Source organism: Kitasatospora azatica KCTC 9699, assembly GCF_000744785.1.
In the GTDB taxonomy this organism is placed as follows: Bacteria; Actinomycetota; Actinomycetes; order Streptomycetales; family Streptomycetaceae; genus Kitasatospora; species Kitasatospora azatica.
In genome coordinates this window covers 881,104-904,403 of record NZ_JQMO01000003.1, presented here as the reverse complement: position 1 = coordinate 904,403, position 23,300 = coordinate 881,104, and the positions used below count along the sequence as shown (strand labels likewise).

The following is a 23,300-nucleotide window of genomic DNA, read 5'->3' as shown; positions in this document are numbered from 1 at the left end:
CGACCGGGCCTCAACCCCTGGGTGGGGATGGCGGTGGAGAAGCGCCCTCTACCTGCGGGTTGAGGCCAACCGGCTGAGTCCGCATCGAGTGAGTCCGCATCGAGTGAGTCCGCATCGGGTGAGACCGGCTCAGCTGAGGCCGCTTCAGCTGAGGAAGTGGAAGCCCGGGCGAGGGTGCATCAGGAACTCATGGTGCGAGATGTTCCAGGCGTAGGCGCCCGCGAGCGCGAAGGCCACCCGGTCCCCGGCGCGCAGCTCGGCGACCGCAGCCCGCTGGGCCAGCGCGTCCTTGGGCGTGCAGAGCTGCCCGCAGAGCGTCACCGGGCCACCTGCCGTGCCCGGCCGGTCCCACGGATGCGCCCACTGCGCCACCGGCAGCACGCTGAACGGCTGCGAGTGCCCCCGGGTGGCGGGCGTGCGCAGGTGGTGGGTGCCGCCCCGGACGACGGCGAACTCCTCCCCGTGGCTGCGCTTCACGTCCAGTACCTCGGTGGCGTACCAGCCGCAGTAGGCGGTCAGGGCGCGGCCGGGCTCGATCCGCAGGCGCAGGCCGGGGTGGCTTGCGAGCAGCCGGGCGAGCCCGCTGCCGTAGGCGGCCCAGTCGAAGCGGGCGCTCGGGTCGGCGTAGTCGACGGCCATTCCGCCGCCGAGATTCACCTCCTCGAAGGAGCGCCCGAAGCGTTCGGCCAGCGTGCCCGCCCAGCTCACGATCTGCTCGGCAAGCGCGAGTTGGGCCGGCGCGTCCAGACCGCTGGCGAGATGGGCATGGATACCGCGCAGCCGAAGCGCGGCGAACGGCGCGGTGTCGAGCAGTCGCAGGCAGTGCGGCACGTCGGTGGGATCGAGGCCGAACGGGGTCGGCCGGCCGCCCATGGCGAGCGGGACGCCGTCGAGAGCGTCGCCGGCGACCGGGAGGTTCACCCGGAGCAGGATGTCGACGGGGGTGGTGGGCCGCAGCTCGGTGGCGAGGGCAGCGAGTTGGTGGAGCTCGCTGACGCTCTCGACGTGCCAGCGGTGGACGCCGATGCGCAGCGCGGTGGCCATCTCGGTGACGGTCTTGCCGGGCCCGCCGAAGGCAAGCGCAGCGTCCGGCAGGACGCCCCGGACGTGGGCCAACTCGCCCCCGGAGGAGATCTCGTAGCCGTCCACGTGGTCGGCCAGGGCGGTCAGCAGGGCCGGTTCGGGGTTGGCCTTGGCCGCGTAGTGGAGCTCGACGCGTTCGGGGAGCGCGGCCCGGACGGTTGCGGCATGGGCGCGGAGGGCGGCGAGATCGTAGAGGTAGGCGGGGAGTTCCTCCGGCGTGAGGGCGGCGACGCGAGCCCGGACTGCCGGCGTGACGGGAGCGGCGGGCGTGGTCAACGGGCACTCCGGGAACGGGCGGTGGCGCGGGCGGCCTGGGTGAGGACGTCGGGGGCCAGCGGCGAGGGCAGCCGGACGTAGCCGGCCGCGCGGTCGGCCTTGCGTTCCCAGCGGGTCAGCAGGTTGGCCTTGGCCGGCAGCGGTACGCCCGCGAGCAGTGCCCGCAGCCGAGGCGGGCAGCCGTGCCCGTCGGCGTACTCCTCCAGCACCTGCCACACCTGGTCCCACAACTCCGGCTCCAGCGACGGGTTCTGGTCGGCGACCGCGGCCAGCAGCTCGGCCACGTGATTGACCAGCAGGCAGTACACCACGCGGTCCCAGCCGCGCTGCGCGTCATAGCTCATCGGCCCGGCCACCTGGGCGGGCAGGCCGGCCAGCACGGCGGCGTCGCGCCGGGACAGCAGCTCCGGCACCAGCTTGGTTCCCTCCAGGTCGCGGAAGAGCACCTGGGCCGGCCGGCCCGCCGCGTCCACGCCGATCAGCACGTTCTGCAGGTGCGGTTCCAGCACCACGCCGTGGTCGAAGTAGGCGGCCAGCACCGGGGGAAGGAGCAGACGCAGATACCTGGTCCACCAGTCGAGCAGCTCGGACTCGGCTGCCCCGTCGAGCAGTTGGCCCAGCTGCGCCGAGCTGGTCGGGTACTCGTCCGCCACCGCGGCGGCGAGCAGGGCGGTCAGGCCGGGGCGCAGCCGGGCGCCGAGGTCCTCCCGGACGATCAGCCCGAAGCCTTCGAAGAGCTCGGTGTCCGGCGCGCCGTCGGGGCCGGGCAGCGCGAGGGTGCGGAAGGCCGGTTCGCGCAGCATCGCAGCGTACGGGAAGCGCTCGGCGAGGTCGGTGAGTGCCGGGTCCAGCAGCTCGGTCAGTTCGACCGCGCCGGTCAGCTCGTACGCGGCGTTCTTCCGCAGGCAGTTGGTGATCCGCACGTTCAGGCTGAACTTGAGGAAGGCGCCGGCGCCGTGCAGCGTGCGGACCGAGGCGGTGGCGGCGAAGTCCGGGCCGCCGGTGCCCAGGTCGAGGATGTCCCCGCGGTCCAGTGCGGCCCGCAGCGCCGGGTGCTCGCCGAGCAGCTCGTACTGCCACGGGTGGGTCGGCAGCAGCCGGTATCCGTAGGGTACTTCGCGCAGTCCGTCGAGCAGCGCGGTGGCCGCCGGGTCGATGCTGCGTTCGGCGATCAGGTGCTCGCGGACCGCAAGGTAGCGCAGCGGGAAGGCGGCTCGCGCCTCGGGGGCGTAGGCGGACCAGGTCGACCGGTCGGCTCCGCGGGCCGAGCGGGACTTCGGCGCGGGGTGGAAGCGGTGGCCGAAGAGCAGCGCCTGCTCCGACTCCAGGTAGCGCTCCTCGGGTGAGCTCGGCCGGTCGGCGAGTGTCCGACGGTCCGAGAGCGCAGCCAGGACGCCCTCCTGACTCGACCTCAGCTGCGCGGTGAACTCCTCGTTGGCGACGCCGGTGCGCAGTGTCAGCTCGGCCTGCACCAGCTCCGCCAGCTCGCGCCAGTCCAGTGCCGCCCAGCCGTCGGCTCGCTCCAGCTCCACCGGGCCGGTGAAGCGGTGCGCGCCGAGCAGCGAGGTGCGGCGCAGCGTGACCCGCAGCAGCGCGCCACGCCGAGGCAGCCGCAACAGCAGGCGCCCGTCCGTGACGGCGGTCTGGTGCTCCGGTCCCGAGACTTCGCGCAGCAGGCAGTTGAGCAGGGTGTGGGCGACCACCAGGTCGGCTTCGGGCAGGGCGGGCGCGGCGGGCGCGACAGCGGGCGTGGCGGCGGCGCTCGCGGCGGTGGTGGTGGGTGCGATGGTCGGGGCGAGGGACATCAAGCGGCTCCAGTGCGTGCGGGAGAGAACGGAGAGAACGGCCGCGAGGATCGCGGCGACGGTGCCGACCAGCACTGGCGAGCTCGCCCCGAGGGCGTAGTTGACCAGCGCGGCGACGATGCCGGCAGCCACCGCGCCGGCCTTGGAGACGAGTTCGAGGGTGCCGAACATCCGGCCGGGCGCGCGACCGCGCGCAGCCTCGGCGGCCAGCACCGACAGGCAGACCAGTCCCAAGGTCAGCCCAGCCCCGAGTATCACCCGGGCGATCGCGAACTCGGCGACCGAGTGCGCCGGTTGATGGGCGGCCAAGCCGAGGGCGACCAGGGCGAAGCCGAGCGCCAGCCCGGTCCGGGGGCGGCCCAGGACCGCGGTGTGCACCGGCGCCGCGAGCAGCAGGTAGCACAGGTGCGGCAGGGCGAAGAGCAGGCCGGTCACGGTCGCGTCGATGCCGGGGATGCGCTGCTCGACCAGCACGATCAGATAGGGGAAGGAGACGATGGTCGCGAAGACGAACGCGAACTCGTAGAGGTAGAGCCCCCGCAGCGGTGCTACGGGCCGGTTGTCGGTGGGCTCGCTCGCGGTCACCGTCGGGCCCGGCGTGCGCTGCGGCTCCGGCAGTCGGGTCAGCAACGCGGCCGCGGCCAGCGGCAGTAGCGCCATCACCAGGTACTGCCGGTGCGGCGACAGCCAGGGTGAGAGCGTGCCGACCAGGATCGGCGCGGCCACCAGGGCTGCCCGGGCGCTGCCCTGCATCAGGGTGAGTGCACGGGACAGGCCGGTGCCCTCCAGGGCCGCCGCGAGGTACCCGTTGGTGGCGGCGAAGGTGCCGCCGAGGAACCCCTGGAGCACCAGCGCCAGCGCGAAGGCCCACAGCTGGCCGGCCAGTCCGGCCAGCAGGAAGGAGACGCTGAGACCCAGTTGGGCGCGGAGCAGCAGGCGCTTGCGCCCGAAGCGGTCGGCCAGCCGACCCCAGAGCGGCGCGCCGAGGGCGCTGAACACGGTCGGGACGATGTACAGCAGCCCCGCCCACCGCCCGCGCGGGTCGCCGAGTTCGGGCAGGATCGCGGTCAGGTACGGCGGCAGGCCCAGGGCCGCGAACGAGGCGACGAAGTAGCAGCCGGCCACGGCGTGCACCTGGCGCCGGTCGAGCCCGCCGGCGGCACCCGCGGTTGTCGGCACCGGCGGTGCCTCGGTGGTCATGCGTCCGCCAGGTAGTTGGGTCCGGTGGTGTAGTGCTTGTTGATGTCGGCTGCGCCCGAACGCTCCTTGCTGTACAGGCTGCCCGCGCTGACCATCGCCTTCACCGGCAGCCGTGCCGCATCCAGCAGCGCGGCCCGCAGCGGCCGGCCGACGGGCCCGAGTCGGTCCACGGCCTCACCGAGGCGCTTGCGCAGCAGGCCGAGGGTCTGGTCGAGCGGCGCCAAGCCGTGTTCGGCGAGGCCGAACGCGAGCGAGGCGGTGCACAGGTGGCCGGTGATGGTGGTGAACAGGTCGGTCAGTGCCCGGTCGTCCCCGCCGAAGATCCGCTCGTCGTCGAACTCGCCTTCCAGCAGCGGAAGCTGGAGTCTGGTGCGGTTGATCCGCAGACCGTCGTTGTCCTTGAAGAGCAGTCGCAGCCTGGTGCGGCCGCCGGTGCGGTCGAGCAGCAGCGAGGTGTTCTGCTGGTGCGACTCCAGCGCGATCCCGTAGCCGAAGAGTGTGGTCTGCCAGTCCAGCAGCAGGACGAGCAGGGCGTCGTAGAAGGCCGACAAGTCCCCGTCGTAGAAGCGGTCGGCGAGTTCCTCGATGACCAGGCGTCCGCTCGGTGCCGGAGCCAGCAGCGCGGCCAGCGGGACGGTCACGCTCCGCGGCGCGGCGGGGTAGCGGCGCAGCAGGACGGCGAGCAGCTCGTGCTCGGCGTGCGCGTAGCACTGCTCGTCTGCCAGCAGCACGGACTCGGCGAACCGCGGTTCGGCGGCGACGACCTGGGAGAGCAGCCGCTGCCCGGCCGCGCCGTCCAGCAGGGTGCCGGGCTTGATGGTGCGGCGGTTGCGCAGGCCCAGGGTGGCCGTGGCGAGCGGGAGCTTGAGGTGGCAATCGGGGTCGACGGCCACCGCGACGGTGCGCATCGAGAGGGTGGGCAGGACCTCCAGGTACGGCCGCTCGGCGAGCACCGCGTGGTCGGTCAGGCCGGTCGCACGCAGCGCCTGCGTCAAGGGGGCGCCGACGGAGAGCGGGTGGACCGGGATGGTGAGGTGACTGTCCGTCAGATCGGGCAGACCCAGCGCGGCAGAGGTCGGCCACCAGGCCGGCAGCGGTGCCGCGCCGTGCACGGTCAGCGCCTGCACCGGTACGGCCAACCAGCGCAGCAGGAAAGCCGGGTGGCACTCGGGCGCGTAGCGGTGCAGGTCCTCGGTGGTCAGCCCGGCGCGGCCGCGGGCGGTCGGGTAGACCGGGTGGTCCAGGTAGGCGGCCAGGGTGTCGAAGCCCAGGGTGGCCAGCGGCCCGCGCCAGTCGGCCACCGAGGCGCCGTGGCCCTCGGCCAACCGGGCGTGCACGGCCGGCTGTTCGACGGCGTGCAGCCGCATGGTGGCGAGGGTCTGCCGGCACTCCTCGGCGAAGGCGGCGAACCCGGGCCGGTCCTCGGGCGCGGCACGGTCGGCAAGTACGGCGAGGATGGCGTCCAGCTCGGTCACTCGGAGGCCGTCGACCTCCAGGAGCGGGCGGCGGGCGGCGTGTTCGCACTGGAAGCCGTCCGGGGCGACCGGTAGGGCCAGCTCGCCGAGCACCAGCCACGGCCCGTCGGATCGCTGCTGCGGTACGGACCGGGTGCGCAGGCCGACCACGTCCTCGCGGAGCAGCGCGCTGAGGACGCGCAGTGTCAGGGTCTCGGTGGGATTCACGAGGTGATCTCCCAGCGGTTGGCGGCGATGAACTCGGCGACCGCGCGGTCCGCCGCCGCCTGGTCGGGGCCGATCGCCCAGACCACGCCCAGGTAGTCGCGGTTGGTGCGGTAGTGCTCGTGGCGTTCGCCGATCCGGCGCAGCGGGCGGTAGCTGAGCCGCACGCCCCCGGTCTCGCTGTCGTACGGGCCGGGTGCGGCGGTGAGGACACCGGCCCGGTCGGCGCAGACCGCCTCGTTGCGGGCCCGCAGGTCCTCGCGGGCGCCCAGGTCGGCGGGCAGCGGCTGTCCGAGGTGGACGCGCAGGACGTGCTCGAAGTACGGGATCTGCAGGATCTGGGCGAGCATCAGGTCGCACTGGTCGCCGATCGCCCGGTAGTTGACCTCGATGATCCGGGCCCGGCCGTCCGGTTGGAGCACGAACTCGGTGTGGCAGGCACCCAGGCCCACGCCGAGTGCGTCGAGTTGGGCGAGGACCTGGTCCAGTACCTGGCTCGGGTAGGCCGGGACGAACTCCAGGGCCTCCTCGATGAAGTGCGGCGGCGGGGACAGCCGGGTGCGGAATCCGCCGAGCACCAGGCGCCGTTCACCGTCACCGAGGGTCTCCAGGGTGTGCAGCCCGCCGGTCAGGAACTCCTCCAGCACCAGGGTGGCCTGCGGCCTGCGGTATCGGATCTCCTCGCAGCGGGCGGCGAGTTCGGCGGCGTCGGCGACCAGGACGACATCCTCGCTGGCCACCCCTTCGCGCGGCTTGAGCACGGCGGGGAACGGTGGCAGGGCGACCGAGCCCAGGTCCTGGCCCGGCGTCAGCTCCACGCTGTGGACCGCGTCGAGGCCGACGGAGGTCAGGTGGCGCCGCAGTTCGGCCTTGTTCTTGGCCCGCAGGGTGGCCCGCCAGTCCTTGGCCGGCAGGTCGAAGTAGGCGGCGGCCAGAGCGGCCTGGGTCTGCAGGTGGTCGCTGTTGCTGAAGACGGCGGCGGGCCGGTGGTGGCGGGAGATCAGCCCGATCACCTCGCGGAAGTCGCCGACCTCGCAGCCCAGCACCTCCACCGCTGCCGCCGGGTCGGCGAGTTCGGCATAGGCCAGGCGGTGGGCGTCCGGGTCGTCGGTCAGCACGGTGACCGTCAGCCCCAGGGCGGCGGCGGCCGGCAGGAAGCCGTGGGTGACCGAGTCGGTGGGGTTGAGCGCGAGCAGGTAGAGCCGCATGGTGTCCTCGGGGGAGTGGTGGGATGGCCGGAGCGGGCAGGGGCCGGGGTGTCGACCGGGCGGCAACCGGCCCCTGGGAACCGCTACTTCGGCGGCTCCACGCCGGTGGCCTTGGCGATGTCGTTGAGCATCTGGTCGGCGGCCTGCACGCCGATGCCGGACATCCAGGTCTCGTCCGGGACGTTGAAGACCTTGTTGTTCTTGACGGCCTTCAGGTTCTGCCAGACCGGCGTGGACTGCACCTGGCTCTGCTGCGTCTTGGTCGGGTCGTCGGCGGTGGTCACGAAGACCAGGTCGGCTTCGGCCTTGTCCAACTGCTCGGGGCTGACGTCCATCATCGCGGCGTCCACGTCCTGGGAGGCGGGCCGGGCCAGGCCGACGTCCTTGAGCACCGTGCCGCTGAACGAGGACTTCTGGTAGAGCCGGGTCGGCCCGGCCACGAAGCGGACCACCGAGGCCGTGGGCGCGCTGCCGCCGCTCTTCGCCGTGATCTCGGCGCCCAGCTTGGCGGCCCGCGCCTGGTAGTCGGCCAGCGCCTGCTTGGCGGCGTCCTCCTTGCCCAGGGCCTTGGCGTAAAGGGCCAGGTTGTCCTTCCACGGGAACCCGGTGGTCTGCGCGAGGACGGTCGGGGCGATCGCGCTGAGCTTGTCGTAGACCTTCTCGTGGCGGACCTTGGAGGAGAGGATCAGGTCGGGCTTGAGCGAGGCGATCAACTCGAGGTTGGGCTCGGCCATCGGGCCGACGTCCTTGGTGTCCTTGAGGCCGGACTTGAGGTAGGTCGGGAAGCCGCCCTCGGTCTTCAGGTGCGGCGAGACCGCGCCGACCGGGGAGATCCCGAGCAGCGTGACATCGTCCAACTCGCCGCTGTCCAGCACCACCACGCGCTTGGGCTGGGCCTTGATCCCGGTGCTGCCCATGGCGTGCTGGATGGTGCGCGGGAAGCTCGCGGCAGCGTCGTTGCCGGGCGTGGCGGCGGAGGCGGCGGGCTTGGCCTGGTCGGCGCCCTTGCTGCCGCAGGCGGCGAGCAGCGTGCTGCTGAGCGCGACGGCCAGCACGGCGACGGGGACGCTGCGGAGCCGGCTGGTGGTGGGGCGCTGGTACATGCTTGGAGTTCCTTTGAGTGGATGTGACGGTGGGTCAGATGGTCCGGTGGTGGCGGCCGGCGCGCGGGATGACCAGCGGGGTGCCGGTCTCCGGGTCGGGCACCACGCGGCAGGGCACCTGGAAGACGCGCTCCACGAGCTCGGCGTCCAGTACCTCGGCCGGTGGTCCGGCGGCGGCCGGGCGGCCGTCCTGCAGCACCACCAAGTGGTCGGCGTAGCGGGCGGCCTGGCCCAGGTCGTGGAGCACCATGACGACGGTGCGGCCGAGTTCGCGGTGCAGTCCGGCGACCAGGTCCAGCACGTCGAGCTGGTGGCGCAGGTCCAGGAACGTGGTGGGCTCGTCGAGCAGCAGCAACTCGGTGTCCTGGGCCAGGGTCAGGGCGATCCAGGCGCGCTGCCGCTGCCCGCCGGAGAGTTGGTCCACCGGGTGGTCGCGCAGCTCGTCGGTACCGGTGCGGCGCAGCGCCGCCTCCACGGCTGCCTGGTCGGCGGCCGACCACGGACTGAGCATCCGCTGGTGCGGGTAGCGGCCGAGCCTGACCAGTGCCTCGACGGTGATCGCCTCGGGTGTGACGGGTTGCTGGGGAAGCAGCCCCATCCGCTTGGCCAACGCGCGGGCCGGCATCCGGTGGATGTCCGCGCCGTCCAGGGTGACGGTGCCGGCCGTCGGGTCGAGCAGCCGGGCCAGACCACGAAGCAGGGTCGACTTGCCGCAGGCATTGGGGCCGACCACGGCGGTGACGGCCCCACCGGGCAGGGTCAGGTCCAGGTCGCGGACTACCGTCCGGTCGCCGTAGCGCAGCCCGAGGCCCTGGGTGGCCAGTTGGTTCATCGAGTACTCCGGTTCGTTCGGCCCTGACGGATCATCAGGACCAGTAGCCAGGGGGCGCCGAGGGTGGCGGTCGCGGCGCCGACCGGCAGGCCGTGGACGGGCAGCAGGTGCAGCACGGTCAGGTCCGCGGCGAGCAGCAGCGCGGCCCCGCTGAGGGCGGTGAGCAGGAGGGTGGCGGGGGTGGGTGGGCCGGCCAGGAACCGCACCAGGTGCGGGACGACCAGCGCCACGAAGCCGACCGGCCCGGTCAGTGCGGCCGAGAGCGAGGCCAAGGTGATGGCCAGCAGCAGGAGTTGGAGTCGGGCCGGGCCGGGCCGCAGACCGAGTCCGCCCGCCGAGTCGTCGCCCAGGTCGAGTACCGCCACCCGGCGGTTCAACAGCAGCACGGCGGCCAGGGCCACGACGATCGCACTGCCACCGACCCGCAGTTCCAGCCAGGTCCGTCCGTAGAGCGAACCGGTGGTCCACTGCAGGGCGGAGGAGGCGAGTTCGGCCGGGAAGCGGACGATCATCAGGTTCACCGCCGCCGCCAGGCCCGCCTGGACGGCCAGGCCTACCAGGACCAGCCGGGCGACCGCCGCCCGGGACCGCCAGGCGAATGCGCCGAGCAGTCCGGCGGCCAGCAGCCCACCGCCCAACGCAGCCAGCGGCACCAGGAGTTGCGAGGCGCCCAGGGCGAGCAGCAGCACCGCGCCGAACGAGGCGCCACCGGTCACCCCGACCACGTCCGGCGAGGCCAGCGGGTTGCGGAAGAGTCGCTGCAGCAACCCGCCGGCGACGGCCAGCCCGGCGCCGGCCACGACGGCGGCCAACACCCGTGGGGCGCGGAACTCCTGGACCACCAGCACATCGCCGGCCGAGCCGAGGCCGATCAGCGCGCGCAGGGCGTCGAGCGGTGGGATGGTCACCTGGCCGGTGCTCAGCGCGGTCGCGATCAGTGCGGTCAGCAGCGCGAGCAGCAGGCAGAGCAGCAGGCAGAGCAGCAGAGTGCGGCGGCGTCGGCGGGCCCGGGCGCCGGCCGGGTGTGCGAGCAGCGGCGGCGTCGGCGGAGCGGTGAGGGTCATCGGGCGGCCCGCCGGGCCAGCACCGCGAGCAGCGGGGCGCCGAGGAAAGCGGTGACGATCCCGACTTCCAGCTCGGACGGGCGGACCACCAGTCGGCCCAGCACGTCGGCGGCCAGCAGCAGGATCGGGCCGCCGATCAGGCAGCCGGGCACCAGCAGCCGGTGGTCCCGGCCGAGCACCAGGCGAACCAGGTGCGGCGCGGCCAGTCCGACGAAGGCGATCGGTCCGGCGACCGCCACCGCGCCGGCGGCCAGCAGGACCACGGCGAGGCCGGCGGCGGCCCGGATCCGCGTCACCGGGACGCCGAGTGCCTGAGCGGTCTCGTCGCCGAGGGCGAGCGCGTTGAGCGCGGGCGCCACGGCGAACGCCAGCAGCAGCCCGACGGCGAGCAACGGCAGGACGGGTGTGAGGACTTCGAAGCCGCGCGCGTCCAGCGAGCCGGCCAGCCAGAACCGTGCCTCGTCCAGCGTGCGGCGGCTGGCGAGCATCACCGCGGAGGTCCAGGAGCTGAGCACGGCGGTGAGCACCGTGCCACCGAGCGCGAGCCGGGTCGGGTCGAGGTCGCCGGCCTGACGCGCCATCGCCTGCGCGGCACAGCCGGCCAGCCCGGCCCCGGCCACGGCGAACCAGACGTACTCCACAGGCCGGGTGAGGTGCAGCGCGTAGATCGCGGTGACCACCGCGAAGCCGGCGCCCGCGTTCACCCCGAGCGTGGTCGGGGCGGCCAGTGGGTTGCGGGTGGCGCCCTGAGCCACGGCGCCGGCCACCCCGAGGGCGGCTCCGACCACCAGGCCGAGCACCGTGCGCGGCAGCCGAAGGCCCGTCACCACCTGGGCATCCGGGCTCGTGGTGTCCCGTCCGACCAGTGCGTCGAGCACGGTGGAGAGCGGGATGGAGCGCGATCCCAGGGCAAGGCTCAGGGCCAGGCAGAGCAGCAGGACGCAGAGACCGAGGCCGAGCAGCAAGGTCTGCCTGGCCGCTGGGGATCGCTGCGCCGGGGCTGTGGCGGCCGGCAGGTCGATTCTCAACACGTGATCGATATTAGGTTAGGCAAGCCTAAGTTCGTCAAGTCGGTGCAAGCGGTGACAATGTGTCGATATAAGGTGAGCCTCACCTTACTCGCAAGATCTGATCGGGAGCCGGCGATGTCTGACGCACTGCTGGATGTCTACCGCCGGCTCGCCGCCTGCTGTCCGGCTTGGCAGGTCAGGGTGCTGACGGGGGAGCGGGCGGAGCCGGGCGCGGAGTGGGTGTCGGCGGCCGGGTTCGCGGAACGGGTCGAGGAGCTGGTCGCAGGGGAGGCAGCGCGGATCCGCGCGCGGCACGGCAGTGCGGTGCCCGCCCATGTGGCGGCCTCGCGGCTGCTGCACCACTACCTCTGGACGACCTGCCTGCTCGCCAGCGGACCGTGGTACCTGGCCGGTCAGGTGCCCGCGCTGCCCGTGGCGGCGGTCTGGATCGAGCCGGCGACCGGCGAACTGGCGGTCCGGGCCGAGGGCGCCGCGCCGATCGGCGGGCCGGCGGAACTGCGCGCGGCCGTCGCCGAGCACGTGGAACCGGTGCTGGAGGCGTTCCGACCAGTGGCCAAGCGCGGGAGCCGGGCGCTGTGGGGGATGGTGACGGACGATCTGGTCTCCGGGATCTGGTACCTGGGCCGGATGCTCGGCTGCGAGGAGCACGCGGTGGCCCAGGCCGAGCTGGTGCTGCCCGGAGGCACTGCGCCCATGGTCGGCTCGGCCGACTTCCGGCGGTTGGGCGGCGCGGGGGAGCTCACCCGCACCCGGGTGGGGTGCTGCCTCTACTACGCGGTGCGCCCGGACGAGGCCTGCCTGACCTGCCCGCGCACGGGGGACGCGGAGCGGGCGCGGCGGCTCGCCGGGGTGTAGCGGGACCTCGTAGGGGTGGTGCTCAGTAGGTGCGGGCGGCGGCCAGCTGGGCGGCGAGCACGCGTGGGGCCTCGGCCAGGGACGGGCCGTACCAGGTGAGGTGACGCCCACTCAGCAGGGCCGCCGGGATGCCGGGGAAGGCTTCGGGGCCGTCCTCGGCCGTGAAGCGGTACGGCTCGTCCGGCAGCACCACCAGTTCCGGCGCGGCGGCTCGCAGCTCGGGCAGCGGGATGGCCGGATAGCGGTCCGGGTGCTCGGCCTGCAGGTGCCGCACGCCGAGCCGGCGCAGCAGATCGCCCGCGAAGGTGTCGCGTCCGAGCACCATCCACGGGCGGCGCCAGATCGGGACCACGGCGGTGCGATGGCGTGTCGGCCGGGGGAGCGCGGCCCAGGCCCGCTCGGCCTCGTCGAGCCAGCCCGGCCGGGGGAGGCCGCAGACGGCGGTGAGCAACTGGTCGAGCTCGCCGAAGGCCTGGTCGAGCGAGCGGATCTCGGTCACCTGGACGCGCAGTCCCGCGGCGCGCAGCGCGGCCAGGTCCGGGGCGCGGTTCTCCTCCTCGTTGGCGATCACCAAGTCCGGCCGCAGCGCCGCGATCGCGGCCACATCGGGGTTCTTGGTGCCGCCGATCCGCACGAGATCGAGGTCGGCCGGGTGGGTGCACCAGTCGGTGGCGCCGACCAGCAGGTCCGGGGCTTCGGCGGCCACCGCCTCGGTCAGCGAGGGGACGAGGGAGACGACACGGCGCACAGGGGTCACCGAGCCAGGGTAGGCGGCGTGTCGAAGACGCAGTCGCCGCACAGGCCGCCGCCGGGGATGCGGTAGTAGAGGCAGCAGCTGGTGCGGCGCAGCGTCGGGCCGTGCGCGGCGAGCGTGCCGAGGAGCGGGGCGCGGGCGAGCAGGCTACGGGTGGCGTCCTCGGCGGTGCGGTACGCGGGCGGGTTTGCGGCGGCCAGCTGACGGTGCATCATGCGCAGGGTGCCGACCAGGGCGGAGGCGGCGTTGCCCCAGAGCAGGCGCTCGGACACCGGGGTGGCCGAGCGGACGGCGGCGTTCAGCGGGGTCAGGGTGGTGCGGACCAGGGCGTGGTGGAGGTCCTCGTCCGGCGTGGTGCCGGGGGCCGGGAGCCAGAGGTCGAGCGGGCCCTCCGGGAGCTGGCGCCAGTGCGCGCGGTCCTGGTCCAGGTCGGGGAGGCGGCCGGTGAGCGCCAGGGTGCCCAGCGCGACGGACCAGAACCGGGCGGCCAGGCCCAGCTGCATGACGGAGGCGGCCACCCGCGGCTCACGGGTGTGCAGGCGGTCGGCGACCTGCCGGACGCGGGCGGCCAACGGGGAGTCGGGCCCGGTGGCGTACAGCTCGCGCAGCGGGCGGTAGCCGGGTGGTGGCGCCGCGTCCCGGGCGGCGCCGACCTCGACCGCGAAGTACGGGCCCAGGGCGGCGACGGCGTGCAGCGGGTCGGAGGTCATGCCGGAGGTCATGGGGACAGGTCTACCGTGCGGGGCGGGGACGGGTGCGATGGGGTGGGTGGGATCGGGTGGATGGGATCGGGCCAGCGGGATCTCGGGTGGGCGGGATCGGGTGGGCGGGATCGGGTGGGCGGCGGGGCGGGGACGGGCGCACCATGGGAGACCGGGAGGGGGAGACCGGGAGTGCGGCGGGGGGCGGCTGCGGCGCCTGATCGGCGCGGCGAGGAGGTACGCGGCGATGGCCAGACCGATCTGGACGGGCACGCTGAGTTTTGGACTGGTCGCGGTGCCGGTGGGTCTCTACTCGGCGACCGAGGACCACTCGGTGCACTTCCGCCAGCTCCAACGCGGCACCTCGGACCGGGTGCGCAACCAGCGGGTCAACGAGCGCACCGGCGAGGAGGTCGGCTACAACGAGATCGTCAAGGGCTTCGAGCTGGCCGAGGGCGAGTACGTGGTGCTGGAGCCGGCCGAGCTGGAGCGGATCTCACCCGGACGGTCGAAGTCGATCGAGATCAGTGGTTTCGTCGATCTCGGGCAGGTCGACCCGATCTACTTCGACAAGACCTACTACCTGGGGCCGCGCGGCAAGGAGTACGGGAAGGTCTACGGGCTGCTGCACCGGGCGCTGGCCGACACCAACCGGGCCGGGCTGGCCACCTTCGTGATGCGCGGCAAGCAGTACCTGGCGGCGGTGCGGGTCGAGGGGGACGTGCTGGTGCTGCAGACCATGCACTACGCGGACGAGGTCCGGGACCCGCACCGGGAGCTGGACAACCTGCCGGAGGCCGTTGCCGAACCCACGGCCAAGGAACTCGCGGTGGCGCGGCAGCTGATCGAGGCGTTGAGCGAGGAGTGGGACCCCGAGCGGTACCACGACACCTATACGGCGCAGGTGCGCGGGCTGGTGGAGGCGAAACTGGCGGGGGAGGAGGTGGTCACTGCGGCGCCGGCACCGGAGTCCACCAATGTGGTCGACCTGATGAGCGTGCTGGAGCGAAGCCTCCAGGCGGCGGGCGCAGGTGCAGGCGCGGGGGCGGGGGCGGGAACGAAGGCGGAGGCGGAGGCGGGGGCGAAGGCAGCGCAGGTCGAAGCGGCCGGCCCGGCCGAGGAGTCGGCGGAGTCGGCGGACTTGGCGGAGCTGAGCAAGGCGGAGCTGTACCGCTTGGCGACGGAACACGAGATCGTGGGGCGCTCCTCGATGACCAGGGACCAGCTGCTGGAGGCTTTGCAAACTTTGCAAAGCCCGAAGGGCAAGAAGCGGCGCCTGCGCGCGGTGTCCTGACGCCGCCCCTGACCCCACCCCTGACCTCGTCCCAGTCCCCGCCGCCCCCTACCGGGACCCGGCCCCGGTGGCGCGGGGCAGCGCGCAGGCCGCCGAGGGCCGGGCGAGGTCGGCGTACGGATCGCCCAGCTCGGCGAGTCGTCCGGTCACCTGCTCGGGCGTGAACACCAGCTCGTCGGCACTGCGGCAGGCGGCGAGTTCCGCCCAGCTGATCGGGGTGGACACGGTCGGCTCGGGTCGGGCCCGCAGCGAGTACGCGGCCACCGTCGTCTTCGCGCTGTTGTTCTGCGACCAGTCCACGAAGACCCGGCCCGGTCGCAGCTGCTTGGCCATCTGGTCGACCACCAGGTCCGGCAGCGCCTGCCGCAACCGCCGGGCCAGCTCCCTCGCGTACCCGGAGACCTCGCGGGCCGGCGTCGCCAGCAGCGGCACCGTCAGATGCAGCCCCTTGCTCCCGGTGGTCTTCGGCCAAGCCGCCAGCCCATCCGCCGCCAGCAGCTCGCGCGCCGCCAGGGCCACCACGCAGCACTCCAGCACGCTCGCGCCCTCGCCCGGGTCCAGGTCGATGATCAGTCGATCATGCGTGGCGGGGTCCCCGCGCCACTGCGGCACATGGATCTCCAGGCATCCGAGGTTCGCCGCCCAGAGCAGCGTCGGCAGGTCCTCGACCACCACCTGATGCATCGTCTCCTGGCGGTGCGTCACATCCAGGCCCGCTACCCAGCGCGGCGCGCCCGGCGGCACCCGCTTGGCCCAGAAGCGCTCGCCGTCCACCCCCTCGGGCAGCCGCAGGAAGCTGGCGGCCCGCCCGGCCAGCTGCGGCAGCATCGCGGGGGCGACCAGCGTGTAGTAGCGCAGCACGGCGGCCTTGGTGAAGCCGGTGCTCGGGTACAGGACGCGGTCCAGGTGGGTCAGCCGCAGCCGGCGTCCTGCCACCTCGGTCACCGTCGCCGTGGGATCGGGCATGCCACCGATGGTGGCAGCCCAGCAGGTGGGCAGTCCGGCAGGCGGGTCGCCCGGCGAGCCGCCCGGCGAGCCGCCCGGCGAGTCTGCCGCGACGCACGGAGCGCGGTGCCCATGATGGAGCCATGGATCCGATCGCGGCCCTGGAGCGGATCGCCTTCCTGCTGGAGCGCGAACAGGCCTCCACGTACCGGGTACAGGCCTTCCGGCACGCGGCCGACACACTGCGCGAGCACGCCGGGAAGGCCGCCGCCGAGCTGCCGCGCACCGCCGCCGGGCTGGCCGCGCTGCCCGGTATCGGGCCGAAGACCGCTGCCGTGATCAGCGAGGCCCGGGACGGCCGGACCCCCGGCTACCTGGTCGAGCTGGAGGAGCGGGCCGACGCCGCACTTCCCGCGCTCGACCCGGCGGCGGCCGCGCTGCGGGCCGCCCTGCGCGGCGACTGCCACCTGCACTCCGACTGGTCGGACGGCGGCAGCCCGATCGAGCTGATGGCCCGCACCGCCCGCGACCTCGGCCACGACTGGGCGGTGCTGACCGACCACTCCCCACGGCTGACCGTGGCTCGCGGCCTGACCGCCGAACGGCTGCGCCGCCAGCTGGACGTGGTCGCCGAGGTCAACCGGCAGCTCGCCCCGTTCCGGCTGCTCACCGGCATCGAGTGCGACATCCTGGACGACGGATCGCTGGACCAGGACGAGGAGCTGCTCGCCGAGCTGGACGTGGTGGTCGCCTCGGTGCACTCCAAACTGCGGATGGCGGCGGGACCGATGACCCACCGGATGGTGGCCGCCGCCGCCAACCCGCTGGTCGACGTGCTCGGCCACTGCACCGGTCGGCTGCTCGCCGGGAAGGACCGGCCCGAGTCCGCCTTCGACCCGGCCGAGGTTTTCGCCGCCTGCGTCGAGCACCGCACCGCCGTCGAGATCAACTCCCGCCCCGAGCGCCTCGATCCGCCGATGCGTCTGCTGCGCCAGGCCGAGCAGGCGGGCTGCCTCTTCTCGCTGGACACCGACGCGCACGCGCCGGGCCAGCTCACCTGGCAGGACTACGGCTGCGTGCGCGCCGCGCAGGCGGGGGTGCCGGCCGAGCGGGTGATCACCAGCTGGACCGTCGACGAGCTGCTGCGGTGGACCCGGACCGGGGAGCGACCGACCGGGAAGTAGCCGGGGCCACGGCGGGCGTCGGCCGCGCCTGCTACCGGAGCTAATCGCGGTGCTCGGGCCTTCAGGCCGGGGGTGAAGCGATTCTGGGTGGTGCTCTGATCCGCAGGTCAGGCGGAGTGGTTCTGTTGTTCGATGTACTGGCGGAGGACGCTGATCGGTGCTCCGCCGACTGATCCCGCGAAGTATGAGCCGGACCAGAGTTTCTGTGCGCGCCAGTAGTGGCGGACCAGCTCGGGGAACTCCTGAGGCATCCTTCGGGAGCTGACGCCCTTGAGGGAGTTGACCAGCTTGGACAGGGCGACCTTGGGGGGAAGCTCACCAGCAGGTGGACGTGGTTGTTGTCGCCGTTGAACTTCACGATCTCGCACTCGAAGTCCGCTGGTACGTTTCGCATGATCTCCTCCATGCGCGTGAGGACGCGCGGGCGGCCGGGCTGCCGTTCCCGAAGGCAGCCGAGCTGTCCAAGCGGCTGACGCGGGCGAAGAAGACCCCGGAGCGCGCCTGGCTGGGCGAGGTGTCCGCCGTGGTGCTGCAACAGTCCCTGCGGGATCTGGAGACCGCGTACGGCAACTTCTTCGCCAGCCTCAACGGCACTCGCAAGGGGCCGAAGATCGCGCCGCCCCGGTTCAAGTCGCGCAAGGACAACCGGCAGGCGGTGCGGTTCACCGCGAACGCCTTCGTCGTGGAGACCGGCCCCGACCTGTTGCCGACCACGGACTCGGCGGTGGGCATCGACCTGGGGCTGACCCACTTCGCGGTGCTGTCCGACGGCCGGAAGATCGACTCGCTGAAGTTCCTGCGCCGCGCCGAGAAGAAACTGAAGAAGGCGCAGCAATCGCTGTCCCGCAAGGCCAGGGGCAGCAGCAGCCGCGACAAGGCCAGGGTCAAGGTCGCGCGGGCGCACGCCCGGGTGACCGACGCCCGACGCGAGTTCCACCACCAGCTCTCAACCACCCTCGTGCGCGAGAACCAAGCGCTCGCGGTCGAGACAATGTCGGTCAAGGGACTCGCCCGCACGCGCCTGGCCAAGTCGGTGCATGACGCCGGATGGTCCGCGTTCCTCAACATGCTGGAGTACAAGGCCGGCCGCCACGGACGCGAACTGATCCGGATCGGGCGGTTCGAGCCGACCTCTCAGGTGTGCTCTCACCGCGGGGTCAAGGACGGCCCCAAGCCCCTCAGAGTCCGGGAGTGGACGTGCGGGGACTGCGGGACCGTCCACGACCGGGACGTCAACGCCGCCTGCAACATCGCCAAGGCCGCAGGGCTTGCGGTCTCAGCCTGTGGAGCGCGGGTAAGACCGGGACTCCTCCCGGCACCGCGCCGTGAAACAGGAACCCACCCGGACGCCGCGCCATCCCCGCGCAGCGTGGAGGGATCACCGGCCTTCAGGCCGGTCGAGGAAGTCAATGCTTGGCCAAGTCCCCGGTGAAGCCGTCCACTTCGAGGTGGAGGGTGCCGTCGGCGTTGCGGGTGTAGATCTGCGGGTTCGGGTCGGGGGTGCAGCCGCTGAGGCCGGTCATCGGCGCGGTCTTGATTACCAGACGATCGGCACTGGCCGAGACCAGCAGGCCGCTGGCGTCGCAGTACTTGGAGTTGGGTCCGTTGTTGTTACGGATGCTGGCGATCGGCTCGTTGACCTGGCCCTGGGTGATGGTGATCCGGAAGTCGGCCTTGTTGGTGAACTGGGGGCTGCCGACCTTGCCCTGCCAGGTGCCCAGGTACGCGGCCGGGACGGTACCGGAGGGCGCGGGCGAGTTGGCGGGACGGTTGGGAGCGGGCTGGTGCTGCCCCTGGTTCGTGGTCTTTCCGCCGCCGTTTCCGCTGGTCAGCCAGACCACCGTGCCGGCCACCGCCGCCGCGACCACGGCCGCGAGGATCACCGTCAGCCGTCCGTTGCCGCGCCCCGGGGCCGGGGCCGGGGCAGGGGCCGGGGTCGGCGGCTGGGCGGGCGGGTAAGGGGTGGGTGGGTAGGGGGTGTGCGGCGCGGCGGCCGGTCCCGGCTCCACCGCCGAGTCCAGGTCCAGCAGTTCCACCGCCAGCCGGGCCAGCGCCCCGGAGACCGCCGGCGGCAGCCAGTCCGAGCGTTCCAGCGCGGCAACCGCCCCACCGGTGGCCAGCCAGGAGTGCAACTGGGCGGGCGTCGGCCGCCGTTGCGGGTCCTTCGCCAGGCAGGCCGTCACCACCGCGCGCAGTTCCGGGTCCAGCGCGTCCAGTTGACCGAGGTCCGGCTCCTCGTGCAGCACCCGGTAGAGCAGTACTGGCGCGCTCACGCCCTCGCCGAACGGTGCGGCGCCGGTGGCCGCGTAGGCGAGTACGGCGCCGAGCGAGAAGATGTCGCTGGCCGGTCCGGCGGTGGCGCCCTGTGCCTGTTCGGGGGAGAGGTAGCCGGGCGAGCCGACCACATAACCGGACTGGGTGAGCGCGGTGGCCGCGTCCATCGCCCGGGTGATGCCGAAGTCGATCAGTCGTGGCCCGTCCAGCGCCAGCAGCACGTTGGACGGCTTGACGTCCCGGTGCACCAGGCCGAGCCCGTGCACGGTGGCCAGGGCCTCGGCGAGCCCGAGTCCGAGGGCCCGGACAGCCTCGGCGGGCAGCGGCCCGTACTCCTTCACCGCGCTGCCGAGCGCGGGCCCGGCGACGTACCCGGTGGCGACCCACGGGTGCTCGCCTTCGGTGTCGGCGTCGAGCACGGGTGCCGTCCAGCGCCCGCCGACCTGCCGGGCCGCTGCCACCTCCTGGCGGAACCGCACCCGGAACTCGGGGTCCGCGGCGTACTCTCCGCGCACCATCTTCACGGCGACCGTGCGCCCGCCGGCGGTGCGGCCGAGGAACACCTGACCCATGCCGCCCGCCCCCAGCCTGCGGAGCAGTCGGTACCCGCCGAGCTGTCGTGGGTCCGCTGCCCCCAGAGTTTCCATGCCGCTTCCGTTCCCCTGACCGACACTACCGAGGTGACGAGTCGTCACAACGACACCGCAGACGGTACCGGTAGCGCGGCAGGTTCCCGCAGGGTGATCAGGCCTGCGGGAACCGGGGTGCGGTCAGCCGGAGATGGCGCAGCCGCCCGCGTTGTTGCTCCAGGTCGGCTGCATGGCGAAGGAGCCGGTCGGCAGCGAGACCGCGGCGAGGTTCTGCCAGGCGCACAGGTCGCCGTTCTCCTGGCCGTCCGAGGCCACCCAGCCGCTGGAGGGCTGCGGGTCGGTCAGCGTCTCGGCGTACTCGTGGCCCTCGACGATGCTGAACCCGTCGAGCTGACTGGCCACTTGGCCGGCCCCGCAGCCGGAGCCGGCGTCCAGTACGTACGGCATGTTGGTGTAGGGCACGTTGCCGTTGTAGTCGTGCCAGGCGCAGAAGCCGCTGTTGGGGAAGCCGTCGGGCGAGGTGCCGCTCGGGCTCATCACCACGATCTGGACGTCGTTGCCGGACACTCCGAAGTGCTGGGCGCCCAGGTTGGCTTCGGCGGCGATGTCGGCCTGGGCGGCCGACCCGGGGGCAGCGCCGGAGTCGTCCACCCAGGTGCCGCCGAGGACGGCGCCGTTGAAGGTCGGGCCGGCGCCGCTGCTGTCGGTGTACTGGGAGGTGACGGTGGACCAGGTGTCCTGGGCGGTGCCGAGGCCGTTGAAGAGGTCGGTCTCGTACTGCTGGACGCTGTTGCTGTCACTGTCCCACTGGTTACCCCAGAAGACGAGGTAGACGGTGACCTGGTGCTGGACCGGGCCGCCGTTGTAGATCAGGGTGCCGTTGGCGGCCGGGTGGGCGGCGGCGGGCCGGGCCGTGCTGCGGGGGGACTGCTTCGCGCCCTTCATCGGGACCACGCCGTGCCGACCGTGGGTCTGCACCCGGATCACCTGGCCGTGGGTGCGCACCAGTTGGGTGCCGGAGTCGGTAACGGTCGGGGCGGCGGTGCTGGTGGTGGCCGAGCCGACCAGGCCGGCCACGGCGAGGGCGGCCACGGCGGCGGTCCGGCGCAGTCGGCGGGGCCAAGCGGTGTCGGCGGTGTCGGCGGTGTCGGTGCTGCTGGGGGCGGTGGGGACGGTGGGGGTGCGGTGTTCGCGCGATTCGCGCATGCCGAGCTCCTTGTGGGTTCATGTGGGGGCCAGAAGGGGCAGCACAGCCGGACGCGCGCCGGTCGAGGTCCTCGCCCGGGCGGGTCTGGATTTGCGGCTGCTGGGCGTGCACTGGTGCGGGCCGGCGCCGCGGGTTGACGACGTGGTCGCGCACGAGCGGGTCAGGGTGGGGCCCGGTGTGCCGAGGCCGGCGCTGTGGGGTGCCGGGAGGCTGCTTCCGGGGTCGCTTGACCGGTGCTCATCAAACAGCATCAGCAAACTGTCAGCAAGTGCTCAGGAAGCGTCAGTTGGCAGATTTGGCGAAGTGTTGACCCTTCCTCCCGGGACGGACGCCGCGCCGCGTTGACACCCCGCCGCCTGCTCCCTAGCGTGGGCCGCCCGCATTACCGGCTAGTAGGGAATCGCCCATGGACGCCGAGCGTTCGTACGACCTCGTCCTCTTCGGCGCCACCGGTTTCACCGGTCGGCTCACCGCCGAGTACCTCGCCCGCACGGTGCCCGAGGGTTGCCGTTGGGCGCTGGCCGGACGCAACCCGCAGAAGCTGGCCGAAGTCCGCCGACAGCTCGCTGCCGAGCACCCGGACCTCGCCGAACTGCCGCTACTCACCGCCGATGCCGCCGACCGGGCCGCGCTGCGGGTGGTTGCCGAGTCGGCCCGGGTGGTGGTCTCCACCGTCGGCCCCTACCAGCGCCACGGCGAACCGCTGGTCGCGGCCTGCGCCGACGCCGGCACCGACTACCTGGACCTCACCGGCGAACCCGAGTTCGTCGACCGAATGTACGTGCTGCACCACGAGCGCGCGCTGGCCACCGGCGCCCGGCTGGTGCACAGCTGCGGCTTCGACTCGATCCCGCACGACCTCGGCGTCCTGTTCACCCTGGGGCAACTGCCCACCGGGACCAAGGACGCGGCAGTCGCGGTGCGCGGATACGTCCGGGCCGGCGGCACCTTCTCGGGCGGCACCTTCGCCTCGGCGCTGACCGCCTTCGCCCGTCCGCGGGCCAACGCGCAGGCCGCCCGCGCGCGGCGGGCCGCCGAGCCGCGTCCCGCCGGGCGGCGGATCCGCACCACCCCCAAGGGTCCGCACCGCTCGGTGGACGCGCAGGCCTGGGCCTGGCCGCTGCCCACCATCGACGCCCAGGTGGTCGGCCGCTCGGCTGCCGCGCTGGCCGAGTACGGCCGGGAGTTCCAGTACGGGCACTACGCCGCCGTCAAACGCCTGCCGGTGGCGCTCGGCGGCACCGCCGGGATCGCGCTGCTGGTGCTGGCGGCACAGCTGCCGCCGCTGCGCCGGGCCCTGGAGCGGTTGCGCGGTCCGGGGGAGGGGCCGAGCGCGGAACGGCGGGCGAAGTCCTGGTTCACCGTCAGGTTCGCGGCCGAGAGCGCGGGGGCCCGGGTCTGGACCGAGGTCTCCGGTGGGGATCCCGGGTACACCGAGACCGCCAAGATGCTGGCCGAGGCGGCGCTCTGCCTGGCCTTCGACGAGCTGCCGGTGACCGCGGGACAGGTGACGCCGGCCGTGGCGATGGGCGGTGCGCTGATCGACCGGCTGCGCGCGGCCGGGCTGCGGTTCGCGGTGCTCGACCAGCCGCCGGGCGGGGCGCCGCAGCGGGTGGTCCGAGCCGCGCGGAGCTGAGTGTCGGGACCGACCGGCTGGTCGGGGGGCGACCGAGAGGCGGTTGTCAGTGGTGGGTGCGACCATGACGAGTAACTGTTCGAACAGATACTCGATTAAGGAGCGCAGTCATGGGCACCTGGGACTTCGGCCCCTTCGACAACGACGCCGCCGCCGACTTCGCGGGGGAGCTGGACGACGCCGCCCCTGACGAGCGGGCCGCCCTGGTGCGGGCCGCGTTGGACCGCGCGGCGGCGACCGTCGGGTATCTGGAGAGCGATGACGGCGAGCCGGCCGTGGCCGCCGCCGCCCTGGTCGCCGCACAGTGCCCGGGCGGTGAGCCGGTCGACCCGGCGTACGGCCCGAAGGAGCCGATCCCCGGCATAGGTCGGGCGCTGGTGGAGCCGGCGCTGCGGGCACTGGATCGGGTGCTCGGCGCCGAGTCGGAACTGGCCGAGCTCTGGGACGACTCCGGCGAGGGCCCGCGCTGGCGGGAGCGGCTGGGCCGACTGCGCGCGGCACTGGGGCCCTGGGGAGGCGATCCGGGCTGAGCGGCTGTCAGGGGCCGCCCTGTCGCCGGGGGTGTCGGTGTGTTGGGAT

The 23,300-nt window shown here is 73.2% G+C and carries 19 protein-coding genes and 2 pseudogenes; 6 read left to right on the top strand and 15 right to left on the bottom strand.

Going from position 1 to position 23,300, the window contains the following annotated elements:
* Positions 1 to 144: 144 nt before the first annotated feature.
* The 9 genes and pseudogenes from BR98_RS15195 to BR98_RS15160 form a co-directional block, all read right to left on the bottom strand.
* On the bottom strand, positions 145 to 1,359 hold the full coding sequence (locus tag BR98_RS15195; RefSeq protein ID WP_035845145.1) for a type III PLP-dependent enzyme: 1,215 nt from the start codon (positions 1,357 to 1,359) through the stop codon (positions 145 to 147).
* Positions 1,356 to 3,164 (bottom strand): IucA/IucC family protein, encoded by a 1,809-nt coding sequence (locus BR98_RS15190; RefSeq protein WP_083977450.1) that lies wholly within the window; start codon positions 3,162 to 3,164, stop codon positions 1,356 to 1,358. Before BR98_RS15190 ends, BR98_RS15195 begins: the two co-directional genes overlap by 4 nt.
* A gap of 495 nt (positions 3,165 to 3,659) precedes the next feature.
* Positions 3,660 to 4,364: pseudogene (locus tag BR98_RS42315) on the bottom strand (MFS transporter); the annotation flags it as partial.
* A complete protein-coding gene (locus BR98_RS15185; protein ID WP_035845138.1) occupies positions 4,361 to 6,046 on the bottom strand; it encodes an IucA/IucC family protein in 1,686 nt (561 codons plus the stop codon). The pseudogene BR98_RS42315 and the gene BR98_RS15185, both read right to left, overlap by 4 nt.
* Complete coding sequence (locus BR98_RS15180) at positions 6,043 to 7,251, bottom strand: ATP-grasp domain-containing protein (protein WP_035845136.1); 1,209 nt, start codon at positions 7,249 to 7,251, stop codon at positions 6,043 to 6,045. Before BR98_RS15180 ends, BR98_RS15185 begins: the two co-directional genes overlap by 4 nt.
* Before the next feature lie 83 nt (positions 7,252 to 7,334).
* Positions 7,335 to 8,354 carry an ABC transporter substrate-binding protein gene (locus tag BR98_RS15175; RefSeq protein ID WP_035845134.1) on the bottom strand — a complete coding sequence of 340 codons (1,020 nt, stop codon included), beginning with the start codon at positions 8,352 to 8,354 and terminating at the stop codon, positions 7,335 to 7,337.
* Between the two features lie 34 nt (positions 8,355 to 8,388).
* Positions 8,389 to 9,186 carry an ABC transporter ATP-binding protein gene (locus BR98_RS15170; RefSeq protein WP_035845132.1) on the bottom strand — a complete coding sequence of 266 codons (798 nt, stop codon included), beginning with the start codon at positions 9,184 to 9,186 and terminating at the stop codon, positions 8,389 to 8,391.
* Positions 9,183 to 10,250 carry an iron ABC transporter permease gene (locus BR98_RS15165; protein WP_035845131.1) on the bottom strand — a complete coding sequence of 356 codons (1,068 nt, stop codon included), beginning with the start codon at positions 10,248 to 10,250 and terminating at the stop codon, positions 9,183 to 9,185. The genes BR98_RS15170 and BR98_RS15165 overlap by 4 nt, the downstream gene beginning before the upstream one ends.
* Positions 10,247 to 11,272 (bottom strand): FecCD family ABC transporter permease, encoded by a 1,026-nt coding sequence (locus BR98_RS15160; RefSeq protein ID WP_232247874.1) that lies wholly within the window; start codon positions 11,270 to 11,272, stop codon positions 10,247 to 10,249. The genes BR98_RS15165 and BR98_RS15160 overlap by 4 nt, the downstream gene beginning before the upstream one ends.
* 123 nt (positions 11,273 to 11,395) lie before the next feature.
* On the opposite strand from BR98_RS15160, the gene BR98_RS15155 reads away from it, so the two are divergent.
* Complete coding sequence (locus tag BR98_RS15155) at positions 11,396 to 12,136, top strand: (2Fe-2S)-binding protein (RefSeq protein ID WP_051969793.1); 741 nt, start codon at positions 11,396 to 11,398, stop codon at positions 12,134 to 12,136.
* Between the two features lie 22 nt (positions 12,137 to 12,158).
* On the opposite strand, the gene BR98_RS15150 is transcribed toward BR98_RS15155, so the two are convergent.
* Positions 12,159 to 12,893, bottom strand: a complete 735-nt coding sequence (locus BR98_RS15150) for a helical backbone metal receptor (protein WP_035845124.1) — start codon at positions 12,891 to 12,893, stop codon at positions 12,159 to 12,161.
* Complete coding sequence (locus BR98_RS15145; protein ID WP_063774789.1) at positions 12,890 to 13,612, bottom strand: (2Fe-2S)-binding protein; 723 nt, start codon at positions 13,610 to 13,612, stop codon at positions 12,890 to 12,892. Before BR98_RS15145 ends, BR98_RS15150 begins: the two co-directional genes overlap by 4 nt.
* Positions 13,613 to 13,838: 226 nt before the next feature.
* Between BR98_RS15145 and ku the strand changes: the two genes are divergently transcribed.
* On the top strand, positions 13,839 to 14,885 hold the full coding sequence (gene ku, locus BR98_RS15140) for a non-homologous end joining protein Ku (protein WP_035845119.1): 1,047 nt from the start codon (positions 13,839 to 13,841) through the stop codon (positions 14,883 to 14,885).
* Positions 14,886 to 14,933: 48 nt separating this feature from the next.
* Here ku and ligD read toward each other — a convergent pair whose 3' ends face one another.
* Positions 14,934 to 15,851, bottom strand: coding sequence for a non-homologous end-joining DNA ligase (gene ligD / locus BR98_RS15135; protein ID WP_035845116.1), 918 nt, complete (start codon positions 15,849 to 15,851; stop codon positions 14,934 to 14,936).
* Positions 15,852 to 15,973: 122 nt separating this feature from the next.
* Between ligD and BR98_RS15130 the strand changes: the two genes are divergently transcribed.
* Positions 15,974 to 17,014 (top strand): PHP domain-containing protein, encoded by a 1,041-nt coding sequence (locus BR98_RS15130; RefSeq protein ID WP_035845113.1) that lies wholly within the window; start codon positions 15,974 to 15,976, stop codon positions 17,012 to 17,014.
* Between the two features lie 107 nt (positions 17,015 to 17,121).
* On the opposite strand, the pseudogene tnpA reads toward BR98_RS15130, so the two are convergent.
* A pseudogene (gene tnpA / locus BR98_RS37970) lies at positions 17,122 to 17,429 on the bottom strand (IS200/IS605 family transposase); the annotation flags it as partial.
* Here tnpA and BR98_RS15125 point away from each other — a divergent pair.
* On the top strand, positions 17,340 to 18,446 hold the full coding sequence (locus BR98_RS15125; protein WP_063774788.1) for an RNA-guided endonuclease TnpB family protein: 1,107 nt from the start codon (positions 17,340 to 17,342) through the stop codon (positions 18,444 to 18,446). The pseudogene tnpA and the gene BR98_RS15125 sit on opposite strands and share 90 nt — an antisense overlap.
* On the opposite strand, the gene BR98_RS15120 is transcribed toward BR98_RS15125, so the two are convergent.
* Together BR98_RS15120 and BR98_RS36365 are read right to left on the bottom strand one after the other, a co-directional pair.
* The gene (locus BR98_RS15120; RefSeq protein WP_083976594.1) at positions 18,421 to 19,935 is read right to left on the bottom strand and encodes a serine/threonine-protein kinase; all 1,515 of its coding nucleotides are present in this window, start codon (positions 19,933 to 19,935) and stop codon (positions 18,421 to 18,423) included. The genes BR98_RS15125 and BR98_RS15120 overlap by 26 nt on opposite strands.
* Before the next feature lie 123 nt (positions 19,936 to 20,058).
* Entirely contained in the window at positions 20,059 to 21,084 is a 1,026-nt protein-coding gene (locus BR98_RS36365; RefSeq protein ID WP_051969791.1) for a hypothetical protein, read from the bottom strand.
* A 407-nt stretch (positions 21,085 to 21,491) separates the two neighbouring features.
* On the opposite strand from BR98_RS36365, the gene BR98_RS15110 reads away from it, so the two are divergent.
* Both BR98_RS15110 and BR98_RS15105 read left to right on the top strand, forming a co-directional pair.
* Positions 21,492 to 22,721, top strand: a complete 1,230-nt coding sequence (locus BR98_RS15110; protein ID WP_035845112.1) for a saccharopine dehydrogenase family protein — start codon at positions 21,492 to 21,494, stop codon at positions 22,719 to 22,721.
* A 110-nt stretch (positions 22,722 to 22,831) separates the two neighbouring features.
* The gene (locus BR98_RS15105; protein WP_035845111.1) at positions 22,832 to 23,251 is read left to right on the top strand and encodes a DUF4259 domain-containing protein; all 420 of its coding nucleotides are present in this window, start codon (positions 22,832 to 22,834) and stop codon (positions 23,249 to 23,251) included.
* The last annotated feature ends 49 nt before the right edge of the window (positions 23,252 to 23,300 follow it).